Source organism: Methanomethylovorans sp. (assembly GCF_050177135.1).
Classification (GTDB): Archaea; Halobacteriota; Methanosarcinia; order Methanosarcinales; family Methanosarcinaceae; genus Methanomethylovorans.
On record NZ_JBFXHJ010000162.1, the window covers coordinates 1 to 4,467 of the forward strand.

Here is a 4,467-nt window from a genome sequence, read left to right on the forward strand (position 1 = left end):
TGGGTGGTAAAGGTAAATGTGCAGGAGAAAGAAGTAAACATGGCAAAACAGCCCTTATCATCACCCATACCGGACAAGTGCTGGATTATGTGGAAGCAGATAGAGGGTTTATACTATGCAATGTCAGAGTGATGTGTTCCGGTAACCCGCACGAGATGCTGGAAGATATTAAGTCACAGGGGTATGAGGAGTGTGTCAAATGCAAGATGAACTATCTCTGAAGAAAAAGGCAGAAGATGCACTTAAGAAGAGTGCTGCCTATGGTGAGGATTTCAACCTGGAAGATTACGAGATAGCCAGCAGGGAAGAAAAGGTCACAGAGGATCTGACCAAGCTGAGTTCCGATGATCAGAATACACTTCTGAATGTAGGAGTTGTACCCAATGAGGAAAACCGCAGCGGTACTTTCATCATGCTCGACAATGCAGTTTCGCATGCATCTGTTAAACAGGACGATGAAGTTGAGCTCATGTCCCTACAGGACGCTATTAAGAAATACGACTGGGTGAAGGATTATTCCTGGAAACTTGTAAAACCCGATGCAGATAAATATACTGCGATGACCTACTTGCAGAACGCAGATGGCTATTTTATCCGTGCTCCTGCAGGAAAGAAATCCAAAATGCCTGTGCAGACATGCCTGCTCATAGGGTCAAAGGATGTTTCCCAGACAGTGCACAATCTCATAGTAGTAGAGGAGGGTGCACAACTTGATGTGATCACAGGATGCTCCACTAAGAAGGGAGTAGAAAAGGGATTACACCTGGGAATTTCAGAAATGTATGTGAAAAAGGGAGCTACCCTTAACTTTACTATGATACATAACTGGGCTGAACAGATAGGTGTCAGGCCCCGAACTGTGGTCCATGTTGAAGAAGGTGGCACCTATATCAACAATTACATTACCCTGAAAGCAGTGAGATCTATTCAGATGTATCCGACTGTCCGGCTTGAAGGAAAAGGCGCATTTACAAGGCTGAACAGCATAGGAGTAGCTCATCCCGGATCCGAACTGGATTTGGGAAGCAGAGTAATATTTGATGCTCCAGATACAAAAGCAGAAATTATCTCAAGGACGATCACCACAGGTGGTAAGGTCATTGCAAGAGGTGAGATGATAGGTAATGCCGATGGGGCAAAAGGTCATCTGGAATGTCATGGTCTTGTACTCTCCAGTGAAGGTACTCAGAGGGCCATCCCCATCCTCGAAGCAAATGTTGAGGATATAGAGCTCTCCCATGAAGCCGCTGTCGGCAGGATCGCCAGGGAGCAAATAGAATACCTTATGGCCCGCGGCCTTACGGAAGAAGAAGCTGTTGGAATGATAGTCAGAGGATTCCTTGATGTGGGCATTCAGGGAATACCAGATGAGCTTAAGGCAAGCATCGATGAGACCATTGCCAAAATAGGTGAAAAGGCCATCTGAGGCAAACCTATGTAGGATGCGGTCATCAGGGAATTGCCGCATCCATTTTTGAGATTTTTATTACCAAAATTGTTATGTAAAGGTTTTTATCATCCTATGTCATAGGATAACGCCGAGAGGATAATAAATGGATAAAAAGAGTGCTATTGGTATTTTTCTCGCAGTGATCATGGTGGGATCCATTCTTCCCCTGTTCTTTAGCGGTTCATCGAATAATAACAATAATCAACCAGATTCAGCCAGTGACGCTCCTGGTATAGGGACCATGCCTGGGAATAAAGTGAGCCATGAGCTTAATTCCATTGCAGACGGACTGGCGATGAGTCCTGAAGGTATTACAGCTGCTCAATATGTGGACTTTACAAAGGTTTACACGAGTCAGTTGCAAATGTTTGAGCCAAATGCAACTCAAATGTCAGCCCTATATAATGTATGGGTAACTAAACAGTTCACTGCTATTGACAATAATATTGCGGAAGATTCTGATGCCGTCTTTGAGATGCATACGATCAGTCCGGAAGTTGTCAACTTCCAGTATATGCGATCAACAGAACCATATAATGGGTATTATTTCCTGTCAAGGGGCAATAATTATTCCAATGTGCTTGGATCTCCTATGTTATTGGGTACTGAAAAAAGGCTCAAGGAAGTAATAGATGTGATCTCCGGCACTGCTGGAAGTTCAAAAGACTTCGATTATCTGCTCAGTAACACCGAGCCCGGAGCAGAGATACAGATGGTAAGCTCCGACAATGAACTGACCGCTGACCAATACTACATGGAGTTCAGGGCCCTGGAAAATAAAACCTATGCACGGACCATTCTTTATCTGAACCTCAATCAAAGCGTTCTGACAAAACTCAGTTCTCTTGCAGAGAACAGTTCAAACCGTGGGCTTGAATATGATATTGTAAAAGACAACAATATCACTAAAGTTGTAGTGAAAGCGAATGAATCTAACCTTTTTAACCTTGCGTTCGAGCCTTACTCTTAAGGCTCTTTTTCCTTTTCCAACGGAAAGACTTTTGTTCTCGTAAACCCTTCTGCGCAGGCTACGTTAGCATTTTGCCGCAAGGTATATAAATAAATGCAGCGATTGATAGCCAACGCTTGATGTAAGTTGCAATGTAGTTTACTTTATGTGGCAACCAACACGGGCAGTTGATGATCATTAAGCCAGATATGTTCCGGTCCAGATTCATTCCGGAGCTACAATGAATGATGAAAGACTATGAAATATATTCATGGTTTTGAAGGAGATAAATAATATGGCAAAAAAATTCGATATTCCAGTAGAGCTAGCTGACAAAGCCCTCGAGAGCGTTGAACTCGCAAGAGACACCGGCAAACTCAAGAAAGGCACTAACGAAGTTACAAAAGCAATTGAAAGAGGCATTGTAAAGCTTGCAGTTATCGCAGAGGACATTCAGCCTGCTGAGATCATTGCTCACATTCCTGTACTGTGCGAAGAAAAGAATGCTCCATATATATTTGTAAAACAGCAGAAGGAATTAGGGGCAGCCTGTGGAATCGGTGTCAACTGTGCAGCAGTGGCTATAGTAGATGCCGGAAAGGGTGGAGAACTTATTGAAGACATTGTCCAGAAGGTCAACGCTCTGAAATAAATCCTTTGGAGGTATAGACAATGGCAGATGATGATACAGGATATGCGGCAGAGGTCATCGATGTTATCGGAAATACCGGTATGCATGGTGAAGCCAGCCAGATCCAGTGCAGGGTCCTGGAAGGCCGCGATAAGGGCCGCATAATTACCCGCAACAGTGTCGGGCCCGTAAGGATAGGGGATGTCTTCATGCTCATGGAGACCTCACGAGAAGCCAAGAAGCTCACTACAAGGTGATATGAATGGAACAGAGAAAGTGTTCTTTCTGCGGTGAGTTGCTCGAGCCAGGTACAGGGAAATTGTTCGCGAAGAAAGATGGATCTACATATTATTTCTGTTCATCCAAGTGCGAGAACAACTTTATGCTTGGAAGGCTGCCCAGGCGTACTGTCTGGACAGAACAGGGCAGGATCTACCTCAAGAAAGCCTGAGTTGGTGTCAAAATGGAACAGACTTATGTGATGATAAAGCCGGACGCTGTGCAAAGAGGGTTAATAGGAGAGATCCTCTCAAGGATAGAGAGAAAAGGGCTCAAGATAGCAGCCATGCGTATGAACGTTATGGATAAGAACAGTGCAAAAGCACATTATAAGGAGCATTCTGAAAAGCCTTTTTTCAATTCCCTTATAGAATATGTTACTTCCGGCCCATCTGTTTCCATGGTCATTGAAGGTAATAACTCCATTGCGATCATGAGGGCCATCAATGGCGCCACCAATCCGGTGAACGCATTGCCTGGCACTATTCGTGGTGATCTTGCATTAGAGACCGGAAGGAACATAGTACATGCTTCCGATTCACCCGAAGCTGCAAAGCGTGAGATCTCCATTCACTTCAAGGCTAACGAGATCACAGCGTATAAGAAGATAGATGAGGCGTGGCTGTACGAGTAAAGGGATCTGATCGGTGTTAGCCATTCCTGGTCCTCTTGACTATTCTGGTATCGGGAATGGAGCAACCCGTTCCTTATGTTTCTACATATCCCAAAGAAAAAGTAATAAAAGAAGGGTTTTCTCATGGTAGACAGGAAGAATTTGCGAACTCCAATAGTATCTGTGATGGGGCACGTAGACCACGGGAAGACTACCCTGCTTGATAAGATCAGAGGAAGTTCAGTGGCTGCCGGTGAGGCAGGTGCAATTACCCAGCATATAGGTGCTACTGAAGTGCCTATTGATGTAATTGTCGAGAAATGCGGCAATCCCTCCTTAAGGGAAAGGTTTGTCGTACCTGGCCTGTTGTTCATTGATACTCCCGGTCATCATGCGTTCACATCCCTGCGAAGTCGCGGGGGAGCGCTTGCAGATCTTGCTATCGTGGTGGTCGATATCAATGAAGGTTTCAAGCCGCAGACCATAGAGAGCCTGCAGATCCTGAAACGTTTCAAGACCCCCTTCGTGGTGGTGGCGATCAAGAT

General features: G+C 44.8%; 7 protein-coding genes and 1 pseudogene. All 8 read left to right on the forward strand.

The window, feature by feature from the left end; translation table 11 throughout:
- Window positions 1-221, forward strand: a pseudogene (locus AB7U21_RS10545) (ABC transporter ATP-binding protein); the annotation flags it as partial.
- Complete coding sequence (locus AB7U21_RS10550) at window positions 200-1,426, forward strand: SufB/SufD family protein (RefSeq protein ID WP_428388892.1); 1,227 nt, start codon at window positions 200-202, stop codon at window positions 1,424-1,426. The pseudogene AB7U21_RS10545 and the gene AB7U21_RS10550, both read left to right, overlap by 22 nt.
- 127 nt (window positions 1,427-1,553) lie before the next feature.
- Window positions 1,554-2,420, forward strand: coding sequence for a hypothetical protein (locus AB7U21_RS10555; RefSeq protein WP_333787961.1), 867 nt, complete (start codon window positions 1,554-1,556; stop codon window positions 2,418-2,420).
- Window positions 2,421-2,694: 274 nt separating this feature from the next.
- A complete protein-coding gene (rpl7ae, locus tag AB7U21_RS10560) occupies window positions 2,695-3,051 on the forward strand; it encodes a 50S ribosomal protein L7Ae (protein WP_298684735.1) in 357 nt (118 codons plus the stop codon).
- A gap of 20 nt (window positions 3,052-3,071) precedes the next feature.
- On the forward strand, window positions 3,072-3,287 hold the full coding sequence (locus AB7U21_RS10565; RefSeq protein WP_015324884.1) for a 30S ribosomal protein S28e: 216 nt from the start codon (window positions 3,072-3,074) through the stop codon (window positions 3,285-3,287).
- A gap of 5 nt (window positions 3,288-3,292) precedes the next feature.
- Complete coding sequence (locus AB7U21_RS10570; protein WP_333787962.1) at window positions 3,293-3,481, forward strand: 50S ribosomal protein L24e; 189 nt, start codon at window positions 3,293-3,295, stop codon at window positions 3,479-3,481.
- Between the two features lie 12 nt (window positions 3,482-3,493).
- Window positions 3,494-3,943, forward strand: coding sequence for a nucleoside-diphosphate kinase (ndk, locus tag AB7U21_RS10575; RefSeq protein WP_333787963.1), 450 nt, complete (start codon window positions 3,494-3,496; stop codon window positions 3,941-3,943).
- A 123-nt stretch (window positions 3,944-4,066) separates the two neighbouring features.
- Window positions 4,067-4,467 (forward strand): GTP-binding protein (locus tag AB7U21_RS10580; protein ID WP_428388897.1); only part of this gene is annotated, 401 nt, incomplete at its 3' end.